The sequence below is a fragment of the Micromonospora sediminimaris genome, from assembly GCF_016863575.1.
Classification (GTDB): domain Bacteria; phylum Actinomycetota; class Actinomycetes; order Mycobacteriales; family Micromonosporaceae; genus Micromonospora; species Micromonospora sediminimaris.
The window spans coordinates 90,083-106,296 of sequence record NZ_BOPD01000019.1 but is presented as its reverse complement, the minus strand read 5'-3'; the positions used below and the strand labels follow the sequence as shown (position 1 = coordinate 106,296).

General features: G+C 70.8%; 16 protein-coding genes and 1 tRNA gene. 8 read left to right on the top strand and 9 right to left on the bottom strand.

What is annotated here, in order from left to right; translation table 11 throughout:
* Positions 1-22 precede the first annotated feature (22 nt).
* Both Vse01_RS16655 and Vse01_RS16650 read left to right on the top strand, forming a co-directional pair.
* Positions 23-1,138 carry an ABC transporter ATP-binding protein gene (locus Vse01_RS16655; protein WP_093410017.1) on the top strand — a complete coding sequence of 372 codons (1,116 nt, stop codon included), beginning with the start codon at positions 23-25 and terminating at the stop codon, positions 1,136-1,138.
* On the top strand, positions 1,135-2,259 hold the full coding sequence (locus Vse01_RS16650) for an ABC transporter ATP-binding protein (protein WP_275415505.1): 1,125 nt from the start codon (positions 1,135-1,137) through the stop codon (positions 2,257-2,259). The genes Vse01_RS16655 and Vse01_RS16650 overlap by 4 nt, the downstream gene beginning before the upstream one ends.
* Positions 2,260-2,341: 82 nt before the next feature.
* On the opposite strand, the gene Vse01_RS16645 is transcribed toward Vse01_RS16650, so the two are convergent.
* Together Vse01_RS16645 and Vse01_RS16640 are read right to left on the bottom strand one after the other, a co-directional pair.
* On the bottom strand, positions 2,342-2,788 hold the full coding sequence (locus Vse01_RS16645) for a hypothetical protein (RefSeq protein WP_093410015.1): 447 nt from the start codon (positions 2,786-2,788) through the stop codon (positions 2,342-2,344).
* Entirely contained in the window at positions 2,770-3,429 is a 660-nt protein-coding gene (locus tag Vse01_RS16640; RefSeq protein ID WP_093410012.1) for an HNH endonuclease family protein, read from the bottom strand. The genes Vse01_RS16645 and Vse01_RS16640 overlap by 19 nt, the downstream gene beginning before the upstream one ends.
* A 108-nt stretch (positions 3,430-3,537) precedes the next feature.
* Between Vse01_RS16640 and Vse01_RS16635 the strand changes: the two genes are divergently transcribed.
* Positions 3,538-5,010, top strand: coding sequence for an MFS transporter (locus tag Vse01_RS16635; RefSeq protein ID WP_093410010.1), 1,473 nt, complete (start codon positions 3,538-3,540; stop codon positions 5,008-5,010).
* A 39-nt stretch (positions 5,011-5,049) separates the two neighbouring features.
* On the opposite strand, the gene leuA is transcribed toward Vse01_RS16635, so the two are convergent.
* From leuA to Vse01_RS16620, 3 genes are all read right to left on the bottom strand, one after another.
* The gene (gene leuA, locus Vse01_RS16630) at positions 5,050-6,807 is read right to left on the bottom strand and encodes a 2-isopropylmalate synthase (protein WP_093410007.1); all 1,758 of its coding nucleotides are present in this window, start codon (positions 6,805-6,807) and stop codon (positions 5,050-5,052) included.
* Between the two features lie 236 nt (positions 6,808-7,043).
* Complete coding sequence (locus Vse01_RS16625; protein WP_093410005.1) at positions 7,044-7,592, bottom strand: nitroreductase family protein; 549 nt, start codon at positions 7,590-7,592, stop codon at positions 7,044-7,046.
* Positions 7,593-7,677: 85 nt separating this feature from the next.
* Positions 7,678-8,493: a hypothetical protein gene (locus Vse01_RS16620; RefSeq protein ID WP_232511431.1), complete on the bottom strand. Its 816-nt coding sequence runs from the start codon at positions 8,491-8,493 to the stop codon at positions 7,678-7,680.
* A 222-nt stretch (positions 8,494-8,715) separates the two neighbouring features.
* On the opposite strand from Vse01_RS16620, the gene Vse01_RS16615 reads away from it, so the two are divergent.
* Together Vse01_RS16615 and Vse01_RS16610 are read left to right on the top strand one after the other, a co-directional pair.
* Positions 8,716-9,981, top strand: a complete 1,266-nt coding sequence (locus Vse01_RS16615) for an aspartate kinase (RefSeq protein WP_093410002.1) — start codon at positions 8,716-8,718, stop codon at positions 9,979-9,981.
* A 5-nt stretch (positions 9,982-9,986) separates the two neighbouring features.
* A complete protein-coding gene (locus tag Vse01_RS16610; RefSeq protein WP_093410000.1) occupies positions 9,987-11,045 on the top strand; it encodes an aspartate-semialdehyde dehydrogenase in 1,059 nt (352 codons plus the stop codon).
* 101 nt (positions 11,046-11,146) lie between these two features.
* On the opposite strand, the gene Vse01_RS16605 is transcribed toward Vse01_RS16610, so the two are convergent.
* A complete protein-coding gene (locus Vse01_RS16605) occupies positions 11,147-12,565 on the bottom strand; it encodes a sensor domain-containing diguanylate cyclase (protein ID WP_093409997.1) in 1,419 nt (472 codons plus the stop codon).
* Between the two features lie 188 nt (positions 12,566-12,753).
* On the opposite strand from Vse01_RS16605, the gene Vse01_RS16600 reads away from it, so the two are divergent.
* Entirely contained in the window at positions 12,754-13,533 is a 780-nt protein-coding gene (locus Vse01_RS16600) for a phosphodiesterase (RefSeq protein WP_093409994.1), read from the top strand.
* Positions 13,534-13,646: 113 nt separating this feature from the next.
* The gene (locus Vse01_RS16595) at positions 13,647-14,108 is read left to right on the top strand and encodes a hypothetical protein (RefSeq protein WP_093409992.1); all 462 of its coding nucleotides are present in this window, start codon (positions 13,647-13,649) and stop codon (positions 14,106-14,108) included.
* A gap of 37 nt (positions 14,109-14,145) precedes the next feature.
* Here the strand turns inward: Vse01_RS16595 and Vse01_RS16590 are convergent, their stop codons facing one another.
* From Vse01_RS16590 to Vse01_RS16580, 3 genes are all read right to left on the bottom strand, one after another.
* Entirely contained in the window at positions 14,146-14,472 is a 327-nt protein-coding gene (locus Vse01_RS16590; RefSeq protein ID WP_093409990.1) for a zinc finger domain-containing protein, read from the bottom strand.
* 132 nt (positions 14,473-14,604) lie between these two features.
* Positions 14,605-14,681, bottom strand: a tRNA-Pro gene (locus tag Vse01_RS16585).
* Between the two features lie 66 nt (positions 14,682-14,747).
* Entirely contained in the window at positions 14,748-15,641 is an 894-nt protein-coding gene (locus tag Vse01_RS16580; RefSeq protein ID WP_093410125.1) for a metallophosphoesterase, read from the bottom strand.
* 25 nt (positions 15,642-15,666) lie between these two features.
* Here Vse01_RS16580 and Vse01_RS16575 point away from each other — a divergent pair, with 25 nt between their 5' ends.
* Positions 15,667-16,122, top strand: a complete 456-nt coding sequence (locus Vse01_RS16575; protein WP_093409988.1) for a GatB/YqeY domain-containing protein — start codon at positions 15,667-15,669, stop codon at positions 16,120-16,122.
* Positions 16,123-16,214: the final 92 nt, after the last annotated feature.

The following is a 16,214-nucleotide window of genomic DNA, read 5'->3' as shown; positions in this document are numbered from 1 at the left end:
GTGAACGAAAGGGCGGTGCGACATGGCACTGCTTGATGTCGAAGATCTTTCGGTGACCTTCGCCCGGCGCGGTCAGCGGACCGTACGGGCCGTGGATGGAGTCTCCTTCTCCGTGGAGGCCGGCGAGGTCGTCGGCCTGGTCGGCGAATCCGGCTGCGGCAAGTCGGTGACCTCACTGGCGATCATGGGCCTGCTGCCCAAGCAGCCCGGCCTTCAGGTGGCCGGCAAGGCCGTCTTCGACGGCACCGACCTGCTTCAGCTCGACGACCGGTCGCGCCGGGACATCCGGGGCCGGGACGTCGCGATGATCTTCCAGGATCCGCTGTCGTCGCTGAACCCGGTCGTGCCGATCGGGCTTCAGGTGACCGAGGTGTTGACCCGGCACCGTGGCATGAAGGGCGAGGCGGCGGCGAAGGAGGCGGCGCAGTTGCTGGACCGGGTCGGCATCCCCGACCCGAGGCGGCGGCTGAAGGAGTACCCTCACCAGCTCTCCGGTGGGATGCGCCAGCGCGCCCTGATCGCCATGGCGGTGGCCTGCCAGCCCCGGCTGCTCATCGCCGACGAGCCGACGACCGCGCTGGACGTCACCATCCAGGCGCAGATCCTGGAACTGCTGAAGGACCTGGTCCGGGACTCCGGCACCGCGCTGGTGATGATCACGCACGATCTGGGCGTGGTGGCCGGCATGTGCGACACCATCAACGTGCTCTACGGCGGTCGGGTGGTGGAGACCGCGCGGCGGCGTCCGCTGTTCCGTCAGCCCCGGCACCCGTACACCGTGGGGTTGCTCGGCTCGGTGCCGCGCCTGGACGCGGGACGCGGTGAGCGGCTGAACCCGATTCCGGGCTCGGTGCGTGACCTGCTCCCCTGGCCGGACGGCTGCGCCTTCGCCCCGCGCTGCGACCGACGGGTGGACGCCTGCGTCGGCGAGCCGCCGGACCTGGTGCTGACCCACGACGGCCGCAGCTACCGGTGCGTCAACCCGGCCCCGCTGCCGGGCCTGACGCCCGGTGCGGAGGCTCGGGAGACGCGACCGGGACAGGCCACGCCGGGTTCGGTGCCCGCGCAGGCGGTGCCGGACGACCCGCCGGCCGCGCCGGGCCTGGCCGCCGCTCCGAGTGAGGAGGAGACGCCGTGAGCGAGCGAATCGATCGGCTCAGCGGAGAGGACGTCCTCGTCGAGGTACGGGACCTGAAGGTGCACTTCCCGATCAAGCGGGGGGTGCTGTTCGACCGTACGGTCGGCCACGTCAAGGCGGTCGACGGCGTTGACCTGCGCATCACGCGCGGCCAGACGTACGGCCTGGTCGGCGAGTCGGGCTGCGGAAAGTCCACGCTCGGGCGGGCGCTGCTCCAGCTCACCCCGCCGACCTCGGGCGAGGTCAGCTTCGACGGGGTCGAGCTGACCACGCTGGCACCGAACAAGCTGCGCACGATGCGCCGCCGGATGCAGATGATCTTCCAAGACCCGATGTCCAGCCTCGATCCCCGGCAGAACGTCGAGTCGATCCTCACCGAGGGGCTACAGGCGCACGGCATCGGTGGTGACCGGAACAGTCGTCGCAAGATCATTTCCGAGACGTTGGACCAGGTCGGGCTGCCGCGTTGGGCGCTGTCCCGCTACCCGCACGAGTTCTCCGGCGGCCAGCGGCAGCGCATCGGCATCGCCCGGGCGCTGGTGCTGGGGCCGGAACTAATCGTCGCGGACGAGCCGGTCTCCGCGCTCGACGTGTCGATTCAGGCCCAGGTGGTCAACCTGCTCGACGAACTTCAGGACAACCTCGGTCTGACCTACCTGGTGATCGCGCACGATCTGGCGGTGGTCCGGCACATCTCGGACACCGTGGGCGTGATGTATCTGGGCGCGCTGGTCGAGGAGGCGCCGAGCGACCGGCTCTACACCGAACCGCTGCACCCGTACACCCGGGCGCTGATGTCGGCGGTGCCGGTGCCCGACCCGGACGTGGAGGACCGCCGAGAGCGCATCCTCATCGCCGGCGATCTGCCGTCGCCGGCCAACCCGCCGTCGGGCTGCCGCTTCCACACCCGGTGCCCGTGGGCGCAGCCGACCCGCTGCGCCGACGAGCGGCCGGAGTTGCGGGACATCGGCGGCAGTCGGGTCGCCTGCCACTGGGCCGAGCAGATCGCCAGCGGGGAACTGCGTCGGCACAAGGTCAGCGTGGAGATCACCCGGCCAGCGGGTGAGGGTGAGGATCCCTCGGTCGTTTCCGCCCCCACCGAGCCCGGCTCCTTCGTGTAGGTCGTGCGCGCAAGGGGTCCCTTCCTGACGCCCGAGCTGTCGGAAGGGCCCCTTGCCGTCACTGCCGACGACGCTGGGGCGATCAGCCCTCGGGGCGGTGCAGCAGGCCGAGGGCGATGGTGTGTACCGCGTCCAGCCCGGAAGCGTCGGTCAGCGGTGCGCTGCCGCCGGTGACCGCGTACCACTCGTCGGCGTCCTTGTACTGCACGTGCAGGCTGACCCGGCCGTCGGCGAAGTCGGTACGCAGGGTCAGCTCGCCGGTCACCACGCCGACCTCGTCGGTCATCACGCCGCCCGGTCCCGGCACGATGTCGGCGGTGCGGCTCTGTGGGCCGGTGGCACCGCCAGCGTCGGCGGTCATCCCGGCGCCCGGCACCTCCACCTCTGCCGCGGCGGCGCCGTCCACGGTCATGCCGGCCGTGGCCGGGCCGGGGCTGCCGGTGGCCGCCGCCGCGTCCTCGCCGCCCGGATCCGGCGTACGCTCGGGCGCCGGTGCCCCGTCGGCCCCGGTTACGGCTTGCTCTCCCATGTGCAGCCCTCCAACATGTCGGCCAGTTCGGCCTGCTCGGCACTGGTCACCGTCAGCTGCCAGTGGTGCTTCACCGCCACCCAGTCCCCGGCATATTGACACCAGTATGACCGGTTTGATGGCTTCCACTGGGACGGGTCCTGGTCACCCTTTGCCCGGTTGGAGGATGCGGAAACCGCGAACAGCTGCGGCCGGTCGAGGTCGTTGGCGAAGTCACCGCGCTTCGAGTCGTCCCACTCGTCGGCACCGGAGCGCCAGGCGTTGGCCAGCGGGACCATGTGGTCGATGTCCACGTCGGAGGGGTCGGTGAAGGTGCGGCCGTCGTAGACGCTCTCCCACCGCCCACCGACCACGTTGCAGCCGGAGTGCTCGATGGATTTGCCGTCGCGCTCCAGCACGGTGTCGCGGACGTCGCAGTTCTGGCCGGTCTTGCGCCAGTGCGGGAAGCGGTTGCGGCTGTAGCCGCGCATCGAACCCGCCTCGGCGACGGTCAGCTCCGAGAGCATCTGGTCGATGTTGCCGCTGCCGCTCGGCGGCGTGACCGGCTCCTCCTCAAGCGGGACGCAGCCGGCGGCGCCGAGGGTCAGCGCCGCGATGAGCGCGAGCGCCCCCGGGACGCGCGGTCCTGATCTGGTACGCACAGACGACACCTTTCCAGCTTGCGGGCTTCCGGCGATCCCGCACAGTACCCGGCTAGGGTTTCGGCGTTTCGTGGTGTCTGACGGATGGTGCACGGCAGATTGGTAACCATGCCCGAACCCTCGTCCGCTCTCCGCCTGCGCAGCAGCGCCGGCCGGGGCACCCTGGCCGCCGCCGTACTCGCCTCCGGCATGGTCTTCCTGGACAGCACCGTGGTCAACGTGGCGCTGCCGCACCTCGGCGCCGATCTCGACGCGTCGGTGGCCGGTCTGCAATGGACCATCAACGGCTACCTGTTGACGCTCGCCGCGTTCGTCCTGCTCGGTGGGGCACTCGGCGATCGCTTCGGGCGTCGGCGGGTGTTCCTGCTCGGCGTGGTCTGGTTCACCGCCGCCTCCATCCTCTGCGGGCTCGCCCTGCGCACCGACTGGCTGGTGGCCGCGCGGTTCCTTCAGGGCGCCGGGGGTGCCCTGCTCACCCCGGGCTCGCTGGCGTTGCTTCAGGCCAGCTTCCATCCCGACGACCGGGCGAAGACGATCGGAGCGTGGTCGGGGCTCTCCGGTGTCTCCACCGCGCTCGGCCCGTTCATCGGCGGTTGGCTGATCGACGCCCTCTCCTGGCGGTGGATTTTCTTCCTGAACGTGCCGCTGGCGGTGCTGGTCGTGCTGGCGACACTCCGCTGGGTTCCCGAGAGCCGGGACGAGAACGCGTCCCGGAAGCGGGGCACCCGCCAGTTCGATGTGGCCGGTGCCCTGCTCGGCGCACTCGCCCTGGCCGGCGTCACGTACGCCCTGGTCGACGCCCCCGACCGGGGTCTGGACTCCCCGGCGGTGGTGGCCGCGGCCCTGGCCGGGGTGGTCGCCGCGGTGGCGTTCGTGTTCCTCGAACGACGTCGTGGGGAGACCGCGATGCTGCCCACCGGCCTGTTCCGCAGCCGGTTGTTCTCGGTGCTGAACTTCTTCACCGTGCTGGTCTACGCCGCCCTCGGCGGGTTCACCTTCTTCATCGCCGTGTACCTGCAGAACGTGGTCGGCTGGTCGGCCCTGCTCACCGGCCTCGCGCTGCTGCCGATGACCCTGCTGCTGCTGGTCGGCTCGCCGCTCACCGGTGCGCTGTCGACGAGGATCGGACCCCGGTTGCCGCTGACCGTCGGGCCGCTGCTGGCCGCCCTCGGGCTGCTGATGCTGCGCGAGATCGGGCCGGGGGCGTCGTACTGGCGCGAGGTGCTGCCCGGCGTGGCGATCTTCGGCGTCGGGCTGACCCTGGTCGTGGCGCCGCTGACCGCCTCGGTACTGGCCGCCGTCAACGACCGCTTCGCGGGAGTGGCCAGCGGCTTCAACAACGCCGCCTCGCGGGTCGGCGGGCTGCTCGCGGTGGCGGCCCTGCCGCTGCTGGTCGGGCTCACCGGCACCGGGTACGAACAGCCCGCGGAACTCACCGCGGCCTACCGTGGCGCGTTGCTCTGGTGCGCCGGTCTGCTGGTGGCCGGCGCTCTCATCGCCGCCCTGCTGGTCCATCGGCCGGCCCGTCGCCCGCCACCGGCCCAGCCCTGCCACTCGTTGCCCGTCTCCACGCCGAGATGACGCAGGGCCCCGCGCCGGTGCGGGGCCCTGCCTGTCGGTTCAGCCTCGGGCGCGGTTGACGGCGCTGGTGACCGCCTTGATGGAGGCGGTGACGATGTTGGCGTCCATGCCGACACCCCAGACCGTGTGCCCCTGCACCTCGCACTCGACGTACGCGGCGGCCTGGGCGTCCCCACCGGAGGAGAGCGCGTGCTCGTGGTAGTCGAGCACGCGTACGCTCACCCCGGCTGAGCCCAGCGCGTTGACGTACGCGTCGATCGGGCCGTTGCCGATCGCGGTGATCGAGCGATCCTGCCCGCCGGTGTGGATCCGGGCGGCGATCTCGACCTTCCCGTCGGCGGTACCGATCGTGTACTCGGACAGCGCCACCGCAGGGTCGCGCTGGTGGTCGAGCAGGTACTGCCCGGCGAAGATCTGCCACATGGTGGCCGGGTCGACCTCACCGCCGTCGTGGTCGGTCACCTGCTGCACCACGCCGGAGAACTCGATCTGGAGCCGGCGGGGCAGGTCGAGCTGATGCTCGGTCTTCATGATGTACGCGACGCCACCCTTGCCGGACTGCGAGTTGACCCGGATCACCGCCTCGTAGCTGCGGCCCAGATCCTTCGGGTCGATCGGCAGGTACGGCACCGCCCAGGTGAACTCGTCGACCGGCACCCCGGCCGCCGCCGCGTCGGCCTCCAACGCGGTGAACCCCTTGTTGATGGCGTCCTGGTGGGAGCCGGAGAAGGCGGTGTAGACCAGGTCGCCGGCGTACGGGTGGCGCTCGTGCACGGGCAGCTGGTTGCAGTACTCGACGGCCCGCTTGATCTCGTCGATGTCCGAGAAGTCGATCATCGGGTCGATGCCCTGGGAGAACAGGTTCAGGCCCAGCGTCACCAGGTCGACGTTGCCGGTGCGCTCACCGTTGCCGAACAGGCAGCCTTCGATCCGGTCCGCGCCGGCGAGCAGGCCCAGCTCGGCGGCGGCCACGCCGGTGCCGCGGTCGTTGTGCGGGTGCAGGCTGAGCACCAGGCTGTCGCGGCGGGGCAGGCGTCGGTGCATCCACTCGATCGAGTCGGCGTACACGTTCGGCGTGGCCATCTCGACGGTGGCCGGCAGGTTGATGATCAGCTTGCGGTCCGGGGTGGGGTCGATCACCTCGATGACCTTGGCGCAGACCTCCAGCGCGTACTCCAGCTCGGTGCCGGTGTAGGACTCCGGCGAGTACTCGTAGAAGATCTCGGTGTCCGGGGTGTGGATCTCCGCGTACTTCTGGCAGAGCCGGGCGCCGCTGGTCGCGATGTCGGTGATGCCGTCCCGGTCCAGCCCGAACACGACCCGGCGTTGCAGGGTGGAGGTCGAGTTGTAGAAGTGCACGATCGCCCGGCGGGCCCCGCGCAGCGATTCGAAGGTGCGGTCGATCAGGTGCTCCCGGCACTGGGTCAGCACCTGGATGGTGACATCCTCGGGGATCAGATCCTGCTCGATCAGCTGGCGGACGAAGTCGTAGTCGGTCTGGCTGGCCGACGGGAAGCCGACCTCGATCTCCTTGTAGCCCATCTGCACCAGGAGCTGGAACATCCGGCGCTTGCGCTCGGGTGACATCGGGTCGATAAGCGCCTGGTTACCGTCCCGCAGGTCGACCGCGCACCAGCGCGGGGCGGCCTCGACGTGTCGGGTCGGCCAGGTGCGGTCGGGCAGGTCGATCCGGAACTGTTGCCGGTACGGCTGGTAACGGGCGTACGGCATCCGGCTCGGGCGCTGCCGCGCGAACGGATCGGAGTCGATGTCGGTGGTGCCGGCTGGGTGAGCCATGGCGGAGTTCTCCCGTGGTCATGTGACGTCAGCGGTGGAGGTCGGCGGCGAAGCCGAGAAGGTTCCGGGAAATGCTGGCGGCGCGGTTCAACTCCGCGACGAGGTGCCGGCCGTCAGGCCTCGTCGCGGCGACCAAGGAGAAGGTGCGCCTGCCACATGACAGAGTGACACTACGTGATGGACGTTGGTCTGGGAAGGCTCGTCCGTAGTTTGGGACGAGGCTCGCCTTCGTTCCTTCAGCTCGAAGCGTTCGAGCAGCTCAGGAGCAGTTCGGCCAACGGCCGGCGGTGGCGTAGTGATGTCTCGTGGCGCAACAGGTCGGCCGGGAGGCTGAACGGATCACCGAGTTGCCCGACCGCCGTCACCACGTACGGTCGCACGTCGGCGGGTAGATCGAGGTCGGCGACCAGGCCGGGCCGGTCGAGTTCGGTCACCTGGCGTACGTGCAGCCCCAACGCGGTGGCCTGCACGGTCAGGTGGGCCACCGCCTGCCCCAGGTCGTACGCCGCGAACGGGTTGTCGGTGGCGTGGTGCGCGGCGAGCAGCAGGACGCTGGCCCGCCCGGCCCACCGCTGCTCGTCCGCCGGCAGGTTGACCAGGATCCGCTTGAAGGTCTCGTCCTCGCGGTGCCCGACGGCGAACCGCCACGGTTGCCGGTTGCCGACCGAGGGCGCCCACCGGGCCGCCTCCAGCAGGGTCGTCACTTCGGTTGGCGTCAACTCCGCGACCGGATCGAAGGAGCGGGGGCTCCAGCGGAAGGCGAGCAGCGGAGTGAGGTCGGTCATGGGAGAAGTGTCCCGTATGGGCGTTTTGATCGAGCCGGCAGGGGTGGACGAATGTGGGCAATGACACCCGTAACGGGATAGGTCGTCAGGGCGTTCCCGCGTGCTCGTCCGTACCTGTCGGATCCGGGCCGACGGGCGGGGTGGGATCCACCGGCGCGGCCATGCCCAGCGGCTCACCCTCGACCACCGGACCGGGCAGTTGCACGGTGCCGGGGGCCGGCTCGGGTGGGGCGGCCAAGGTCAGCGTGCCGAACGCCGCCCGTACCGCCGTCGGTGTGCCGTCGGCGTCGAAACAGTAGATGCCGACGTCCAGCGGCGGGTTGATCGATGCCGCGGTGGTCTCCACCGAGTAGCAGTTGCCGGTCGCGTCGGCGGGTGCCATGGCCGGCGACACCGCCAGCGGGGCGCGCCGGTCGGTCAGCACGTCGAGCCAGTCGGTGAACGGGTGCTGCACCCGGGGATCCAGCCGGCGTGGCAGCGTGTCGTCCCGCTCACCGAGGCGTACGCAGCTCGCCGGCTCCGGCCGGGCGGCGGAGGGCAGCCCGCACTGGAACAACCCGTCCGCGATCGCGGCCAGCGTGATGTCGGCGGTGCCGCCGAGCGCTCCGCCCGGCACGTCCACCCGCCAGCTGCCGTCGTTCGCGCTGGTGAAGACGATCAGACGGTCGGCGGTCCCGTCCGCCCGCAAGGTGTACCGGGCGACCAGGTGCCGGTCCTGAGCGGCGGCGGCAAGGGCGGCCAACTCGTCCCGGGCCGCATCCGGACCGGCCGGGCGTGGCGCGGCGGTCGGCGGCGGTGCGGGGTCGGTGGGCGGGTCGGACGAGCAGGCGGCGAGGAGTGCGGGCACGGCAAGCGCGAGCGCGACGGTCAGCTGACGGTTCGGATGATGGGCGGCGGGCACCCGGCCATTCTGGGTGTTGGGCAGGGCTCGGCACAGCCCCGGAAAGGTCGGCCTTTCCGGCGTGTCGCAGGCCACTCCGGTCGCCCCGGCGGGCCGGATCGTGGGATCACCTGACCTGGCGGTCAGAGACGACCGATACCCTGAGGTCGTCCGACCCGCGCCGCCGGCCCCGGTGCCGGCGGCGTCGGCACGCTCAGGGCAACTGGGAGGGAGTGCACCGTCGTGGCACTCGTGGTGCAGAAGTACGGCGGGTCCTCCGTCGCCAACGCCGAGCGGATCAAGCGGGTGGCCGAGCGTATCGTCGCGGCCCGCAAGGTCGGCGACGACGTGGTCGTGGTGGTCTCGGCGATGGGTGACACCACCGACGAACTGCTCGACCTGGCCAACCAGGTGAGCCCGTTGCCGCCCGGCCGGGAGCTGGACATGCTCCTCACCGCCGGCGAACGGATCTCCATGGCGCTGCTCGCCATGGCGATCCACAACCTGGGGTACGAAGCCCGCTCGTTCACCGGCTCCCAGGCCGGCGTGATCACCACGTCGGTGCACGGCCGGGCGCGGATCATCGACGTCACCCCGGGTCGCCTCAAGGGCGCACTGGACGAGGGCGCAGTGGTCATCGTCGCCGGTTTCCAGGGCGTGTCACAGGACACCAAGGACGTCACCACCCTCGGGCGGGGCGGTTCCGACACCACCGCCGTGGCGCTGGCCGCGGCGCTGCGTGCGGACGTCTGCGAGATCTACACCGACGTCGACGGGGTGTTCACCGCCGATCCTCGGATCGTGCCCAACGCCCGACACATCAGGCAGATCACCTACGAGGAGATGCTGGAGCTGGCCGCCTGCGGCGCCAAGGTGCTGCACCTGCGTAGCGTGGAGTACGCCCGGCGGGCCGGGCTGCCGATCCATGTCCGTTCGTCATACTCGACAAACACCGGCACCATGGTCACCGGATCGATGGAGGAGCTCTCTGTGGAGCAGGCACTGATCACCGGAGTCGCCCACGACCGTAGCGAGGCCAAGATCACTATTGTCGGGGTACCCGACGAGCCCGGCGCCGCGGCGAGCATCTTCGACACCGTCGCGGGCGCTGAGATCAATATCGACATGATCGTGCAGAACGTCTCCACCGAGGGCACCGGTCGTACGGACATCTCCTTCACCCTGCCGAAGACCGACGGTCCGACCGCGATGGCTGCCCTGAGCAAGATCCAGGAAACCCTGAACTTCAAGGGCCTGCTCTACGACGACCACGTCGGCAAGGTCTCCCTGATCGGCGCCGGGATGCGGTCGCATCCGGGGGTGGCCGCCGGCTTCTTCGCCGCGCTGGGCCAGGCCGGGGTGAACATCGAGATGATCTCCACTTCGGAGATCCGCGTCTCGGTGGTCTGCCGGGACACCGACCTCGATGCGGCGGTCCGCGCCATCCACCAGGCTTTCGACCTTGGCGGTGACACCGAAGCCGTGGTGTACGCGGGGACGGGGCGGTAGCCCGGGTGGCCAGGCTGCCCACCCTGGCCGTGGTCGGGGCGACGGGGGCCGTCGGCACGGTGATGTGTGAGCTGCTCACCGGGCGGCGCAACGTCTGGGGCGAAATCCGCCTGCTGGCCTCCGAACGCTCCGCCGGTCGGAAGGTCCGCTGCCGGGGCGAGGAACTGACCGTCCAGGTCCTCACCGAGGAGGCCCTCGACGGCGTCGACGTGGCGATGTTCGACGTGCCGGACGAGGTCGCCGCGCACTGGGCGCCGATCGCGGTCAGTCGCGGTGCCATCGTGGTGGACAACTCAGGTGCCTTCCGGATGGATCCCGACGTTCCGCTGGTGGTGCCCGAGATCAATCCGGAGCAGTTGCGCAACCGGCCCCGGGGCATCGTCGCCAACGCCAACTGCACGACTCTCGCGATGATCGTCGCGGTCGCCCCGCTGCACCGCGAGTACGGCCTGCGGGAACTGGTGCTCGCCTCGTACCAGGCAGCCTCCGGAGCCGGTCAGATCGGCGCGGACACGCTGCACGACCAGCTGGCCAAGGCGGCCGGCGACCGGCTGCTCGGCTCGCGTACCGGCGATGTGCGGCAGGCGGTCGGCGACGACCTCGGCCCGTTCCCCGCACCCCTGGCGCTCAACGTGGTCCCCTGGGCGGGCTCGCTTGCCGATGGCGGCTGGTCGTCCGAGGAGATGAAGATGCGCAACGAGTCGCGCAAGATCCTCGGGTTGCGTGACCTCAAGGTCTCCGCCACCTGCGTACGGGTACCCGTGGTGACCGGCCACTCGGTCGCGGTGCACGCCGTCTTCGCCACCGAGATCGACGCCGAGGGCGCCCGTGGTGTGCTGCGTAACGCGCCCGGGGTGATCGTGGTCGACGATCCGGCGGCCGGCGAGTTCCCGATGCCGATCGACGCGGTGGGCACTGACCCCTCCTGGGTCGGTCGGATCCGCCGTGCCGTCGACGACCCGCGGGCGCTGGACTTCTTCGTCACCGGCGACAACCTCCGCAAGGGCGCCGCCCTCAACACCGCCCAGATCGCCGAACTCCTCGCCAAAACCCTCACCGCCTGACCCCCACCCCCGCTCTTTGGCGTTGATCAAGAGGTTTGCGTCATTTTCGATCTCCCCCGAGGACCAAAACTTCTTGATCACCGAGGCAGGGGTGGGGTGGGTTAGGCGGCGGAGAGGTGGACGCCGTCGCGGCCCTGTCGTTTGACCGCGTAGAGGGCCTGGTCGGCGCGGCGCAGGGCGAGTTCGGGCGACTCGCCGGGGCGAGGCAGGGCCACTCCGACGCTGATCGTGCGGCCCACCTGGCGAGCCGCCTCGGTGAGTCGTTCCGCGACGCGGACCGCCTCCTCGGGGCGACTCACCTCGATCACCGCGACGAACTCGTCCCCGCCGATCCGGTACAACTCGTCACCCTGGCGCAGGGCGTCCTCCAACGCCCGGGCGAGCCCGATCAGCACCCGGTCGCCCGCCTGGTGGCCGTACGTGTCATTAATGATCTTGAAGCCGTCCACGTCGATGGCCAGCAGGGCGGTGCGACCCGGCGTCACGGTGGCGATCCGCTGCCCGAACGGGCCGGTGTGCCGCAGCCCGGTCAGCGGGTCGGAACTGGCCTGCTCGCGCAGCCGTTCCAGGGTGCGTAGCCGGTCCAGGCAGCTCCACGCCTGCCCGGCCAGCAGCTCCAGCAGGTTGACGGTGGTCGGGTCCGGTCGCAGCAGCCGCTCGTCGGCGACCAGCAGCACCCCGCCTCGCTCCGGCGGCCCGAACGGCACCGCGACCAGCGTGCTGACGCCGACCCGGACCAGCGGGTGATGCTCGTCGGTCGGTGGATGACCGGCCTCACCCAGGGTGTAGCCCGCCCCGTAGCGGTGGGCCCGGTCGATGATGCGCCCGATGGCCGGGGCATCCAGCTCGGCCAGTTCGCTACGCATCCGGGTCTCCAACTCGCCTGGGGCGACCGTCGGGGGACCGAGTCGCGGGCCGCCCCGGCCACCGAGCAGCAGGACAGCTGCGGCGAGGGTGGAGATGTCCCGGGCCGCGGCGATCGCGGCCGTCATGAGGTCCCACTCGGTGCCGGCGGCGGTCATCGCCGAGACGTGCCGGAGCAGCTTCTCGCTGCGGCTCTCCGCCGGCCCACCGAGTGCCGAGATCCGGGTGCCGAGGCGGGCGGCGACCCGCTCGGCGACCAGCCGCCACGAGCCGAGGTCGGCCGGCCCGGTCCATTGCAGGTCGAGTACGCCGATGGTCCGGCCCGCCGGGTTCAGCACCGGTACGCACACCTCCGCGGTGACGTCCGGGCGAACCGGGATGTGCGCGGCGTCGGCGGTGACGTCCGGAACGACGGCGGAACGTCCACCTGTGTAGACCCGCCCGACGATGCCGGCGTCCGGCGCGACGGTGGCGAAGACCTGCCAGGATCCGGTGGCGGCGACGCAGCGGAGCCGGCCGTGCACGTGCAGCAGGACGGCGATCGTGGCAGGGGTGTACCGGGCGAGAGCGTCGACGGCCGCTTCGCAGACCTCGGTGACGGTCGACGCCATGGGCAGGCGGACCGTGACGTCACGGATGACTCGCTGGTGATCCACTCGCACGTCGTTCCAGGTCGGATCGGTTCCCGGTGGCGCCGGGTCGCGGATCAAGCGTACTCACGCGTGGCTGAGAGCCGGCTGTGGTCGTACACATGTGCTATCCACAGGGTGTGGACACGGCCTGTGGGCCCACGCGTCGGGCGCGGCGGCGATAGCGTGGGATTCTCCGGTCTAGTGGAGGCCCGATGCTCATCGCCCACCTCAGCGATCCGCACCTGACCACCGGCGTCCTCGGTGCCGAGCCGGCTGCCGGCCTGCACCGGGCGCTCGGCCGGGTGCTGGCGCTGAATCCCCGACCCGACTGCGTGGTCATCACCGGCGACCTGGCCGATCACGGCCGGCCCGACGAGTACGCCGTGCTGCGCGAGGTGCTCGGCCGGTTCCCGTTGCCGGTGCACCTGGTCACCGGCAACCACGACGACCGGGAGTCGCTGCTCGACGCCTTCGGCGGCACGCCCTGGCTCGGCGGTGGCTTCTCCGCTCACTACCAGGTCGATCACCCTGGAGCGACAGTCGTCGTGCTCGACTCCCTGGTCCCCGGCTCGAACGGCGGGCGGCTCGGTGAGGAGCAGCTCGCCTGGCTGGACGGGGCGCTGGCGGCGCGCCCCGACGTGCCGGCCGTGGTCTGCCTGCACCACCCGCCGGTCGAGGTCGGCATCCCGATCGCCGACTCGATCCGGCTCGCCGACGGCGCCGAGCTCGCCGAGGTGCTGCGCCGACACCCCCATGTGGTACGCGTCGCCGCCGGCCACCTGCACCGTCCGGTGACCGCCACCTTCGCGGGCACGGTGCTGACCGTCGCACCCAGCACCTGGCGGCAGTCGACGCTGACCATGAGCGACGACGAGCAGATCGGGTGGGTCGCCGAGCCGACCGCACTGCTGCTGCACGTGGTGTCCCGGTCGGGCTGCGTCACGCACACCGTGCAGGTGAGCCACACCGCCGGCATGACCTGCGGCTTTTGACCGGCGCACGGCGACAAAGAACGACGAGAATCACTATGGTGGTTCGCTGAGGTTGCCGGTGACCGCTCCGGTCCGTCCGACTCGGCGGCCCGGCGGGACAAAGGGGTGTCGGGATGAGGCGTGGTCTTGCGGTGCTGGTGGTGGCCTTGCTGCTGAGCACTCCGGTGGTGACCGCCTGGCTCGTCGGCGACCTGACCGGCGAGGCGGCGCGGCGACTCGCGGCCGAGGGAGAGTCGCTCGACTACGCGGTGGAGCCGGTCAGCCTGGGCGCGACCGGTGACCGGGTCCTGGTGGTCGTGGCCAGCGCGCTCCTGCTGGCGTCGCTGGCCCTGCTGATCGGCGCCACCGTCACCCGCAAACTCGATCCGCGCGTGTGGTCTGCGCTCGTACCGCTGCTTGTCGCCGGTGTGTTGATCGGTCTCGCCTGGCGGATCGTGACCGCCGGAGCGATCGGTGCGAACATCGGTGCCGGCCTCGTCGTCCTCGGCGGCGGCCCGGTGCTCCTGATTCTCCTCGGTGTCGCCGCCGTGCAGGCCGCTCGGCTGCGCCGCGAACACCGCCGCCGGGTCGGCTGAGGCGGCAGATTCGGCGTCGGCACGCCGGACCAGGGGGTCAGCGCAGCGGAGGGGGAATCGGCACTTCGCCCTTGAATGCCTTGGCCGACAACTCCACGCGCTCCGGGTGACAGGCACGATCTCCGAGCGGATGACCGGCAACGTTGACGCAGCGTTGGCCGGGCAGGGCGTCGCAGATCGGGCACTGCAGGAACAGCCCGCCCGACGAGACCACCTCGATGCCCTGTGCCAGAGCAGCTCTGCCGATCTTGACAATTGCCTGGTAGAGGGCTTGATCCTGATGGCGCGCGGCGGCGTCGGCGACGTCCCGCATCCCTTCCCAGAACAGGTCGCGGGCGTCGGGCTCGTCCACGTCGATGCGCATGACCGCGCATCCCCGTCGACCCATCGGCCAAACCTGACGTCGGAAACTCAGAGTGCTCGATGCATCGGCCGGGCGATGGCGTTGGCACACCACAAAGAGGGGCACATCCAGTGGCTGGATGTGCCCCTCACCTGGTCGGGGTGGCCGGATTCGAACCGACGACCTCTTCGTCCCGAACGAAGCGCGCTACCAAGCTGCGCCACACCCCGAGGCGTGCCGACAAATAGTAGCCCACCCGTCCCGAGGCTCAAACTCGGTACCCGGGGCGCGGGTGGTCAGCGTGGGATCAGCGTGAGCAGACTGGCCTCCGGGGGGCAGGCGAACCGGACGGGGGCGGTCGGATGGGTGCCGAGCCCGGCGGAGACGTGCAGCCAGGAGTCCGATCCGGGCCAGCGGTGCAGGCCCTTCGCCATCGACCGGGGCAGCCCGCAGTTGGTCACCAACGCTCCTACCCCCGGTACGCACACCTGCCCGCCGTGGGTGTGCCCGGCGAGCAGCAGCCCGAAGCCGTCAGCGGCCATCTCGTCGAGCAGCGCGGGCTCGGGCGAGTGGGTGAGCGCGATGGAGAGGTCGGCGTCGAGGGAGATCGGCCCGGCGACCGAGGCGTAGTCGTCCCGCTCGACGTGGGGGTCGTCCACCCCGGCCATGTCGATCGCGCGGCCGCCGGCCTTGACCGTGCTCCGCCGGTTGTTCAGGTCGACCCAGCCGGCCCCGACGAGCACGTCACGCAGTTCCTCGGAGGGCAGCTCGACGCCCTCGGTGTACTCCCGGTCAGGCAGGAAGTAGGTGAACGGGTTCTTCCAGACCGGCCCGGTGTAGTCGTTCGAGCCGAACACGAACGCACCCGGGTAGTCGAGTAGAGGTTGCAGTGCCCGTAACACCCCCGGCACCGCGCCCGGGTGCGCCATGTTGTCGCCGGTCACCACCACCAGGTCGGGATCCACAGCGGCCAGCGACGCGACCCACTGCTGCTTGCGTACCTGGTTGGGGGTCATGTGCAGGTCCGACAGGTGCAGCACGCGCAGCGGCTCGGCGCCGGTCGGCAGCACCGGCACGTCGAAGCGGCGGAGGGTGAACATGTTGCGCTCGACAAGGGAGGCGTACGCCAGGGCGGCGGCACCCGTCGCGACGGTTGCGGTCGCGAGCCGGAATAGTGTGCGCTTTCGCATGCCGATCAGGGTAGTTTGACCGTCCATGAGCACGCTGAAGGACCGCCTCACCGCCGACATGCGCGCCGCCCTGAAGGCCCGCGACGAGCTGACCACCTCCACGCTGCGGATGGCCCTGGCCGCCGTGGGCACTGCCGAGGTCTCCGGCAAGGCCAAGCGGGAGCTCAGCGACGACGAGGTGGTGGCCGTGCTGACCAAGGAGGCCAAGAAGCGCCGCGAGGCCGCCACCGCCTTCGCCGACGCGGGCCGCGCCGAGCAGGCCGCGAGGGAGAGCGCCGAGGGCGAGGTGCTGGACCGCTACCTGCCGAAGCAGCTCTCCGACGCCGAGTTGACCGAGCTGGTCACGCAGGCGCTCGCCGCGGGCGGCTTCACCGGCAAGGCCCAGATGGGCCCGGCGATGAAGGCGGCTCAGGCCGCGGTGGCCGGCCAGGCCGAGGGGGGCCGGGTGGCAGCCGAGGTACGCCGCCAGCTGGGCCTCTGAATCGTCCCAGCCGAATATCCATCCCGGCCCTTATCTCCTGCTGGCGGCAGGTCACGCCACATGAACGGGCGGGCACCCCCTGGTTCGGGTGC